The 250-nt window shown below is 39.2% G+C and carries 1 protein-coding gene; it reads left to right on the forward strand.

The annotated features are described in order from the left end of the window. The first annotated feature begins 3 nt into the window (after nucleotides 1-3). The gene (locus GV828_RS13355) at nucleotides 4-90 is read left to right on the forward strand and encodes an IS3 family transposase (RefSeq protein WP_394350645.1); all 87 of its coding nucleotides are present in this window, start codon (nucleotides 4-6) and stop codon (nucleotides 88-90) included. Nucleotides 91-250 lie beyond the last annotated feature (160 nt).

The raw sequence follows: 250 nt of genomic DNA on the forward strand, positions 1-250 counted from the left end.
TACATAACCTATTATAACAACGATAGAATAAAGTCGAATTTAAACAAAATGAGCCCGATAAAATATCGAGCTCACCATTATCAAATTTAATTGTAAATTTGTCTAAACTTTTGGGTGCAGTCTATTTCTGATGAGGATTTTAAAGAAAGGCGGCGGATCGAGCCCGAAGGTCGACACGCCGCACCTATAAAAAAAAGAAGCCCGCTCTTTTCAGAGCGGGCTATCTTAAAGAAAGGCGGCGACATACTCT

Origin of the sequence: Flavobacterium ichthyis (assembly GCF_009915155.1) — a bacterium.
Lineage (GTDB): Bacteria > Bacteroidota > Bacteroidia > Flavobacteriales > Flavobacteriaceae > Flavobacterium > Flavobacterium ichthyis.